The 832-nt window shown below is 73.1% G+C and carries 1 protein-coding gene; it reads left to right on the forward strand.

The window, feature by feature from the left end; genetic code table 11:
* On the forward strand, positions 1–832 hold an 832-nt coding region (locus tag AWZ10_RS43515), incomplete at both ends, for an ATP-binding protein (RefSeq protein WP_159058580.1).

Raw genomic sequence — 832 nt, forward strand, 5'->3', positions numbered from 1 at the left:
GCCGGGGCGGACGGGCCGGGGTTCGACCTGGCGGCCACCGTCGCCCCGTACCGGCTCGGCGGTGACCGGATCGAGCGGGCGGCCCGCGCGGCCGTGGACCTCGCGGCGTTCGACGGCACACCGGTGACCGCGGCCCATCTGCGGCTGGCCGCGCGGCTGCAGTCCGCCTCCGGTCTGGAGCGACACGCCCGCCGGATCCGCCCGGACGTCGGCTGGGACGACCTCGTCCTGCCGGACAAACCCCTCGCCCAGCTGCGGGAACTCGCGCTGCGCGCCCGGCATCGCGACCGGGTGCTCGGCGACTGGCGGCTGAGCGCCGGGGGCGGGCGGGGCCATGGGGTGCTGGGGCTCTTCGCGGGCGAGTCGGGCACCGGCAAGACGCTGTCGGCGGAGGTCGTGGCCGCCGAACTGGGCCTGGACCTCTATGTCGTGCAGCTCTCCTCGATCGTCGACAAGTATGTGGGCGAGACCGAGAAGAACCTCGAACGGATCTTCACGGAGGCCGACCGCACGGACGCCGTGCTGCTCTTCGACGAGGCGGACGCCGTGTTCGGCAAACGCTCGGAGGTCAAGGACTCCCACGACAAGTACGCCAACATGGAGAGCGCCTATCTGCTCCAGCGTCTGGAGTCCTTCGACGGCATCGCCCTGCTGACCACCAACCTGCGGGCCAACATCGACGAGGCGTTCACCCGGCGGCTGGATCTGGTGGTCGACTTCCCGTTCCCGGACGCCGCCCAGCGGCTGGCCCTGTGGCGGCACAGCCTCGCCGCGGTGCCCCGCGCGGACGACACCGACCCGGCGGCGGTCGCCCGCGACTTCGAGCTGGCCG

Source organism: Streptomyces europaeiscabiei, from assembly GCF_001550375.1.
GTDB lineage: Bacteria > Actinomycetota > Actinomycetes > Streptomycetales > Streptomycetaceae > Streptomyces > Streptomyces europaeiscabiei.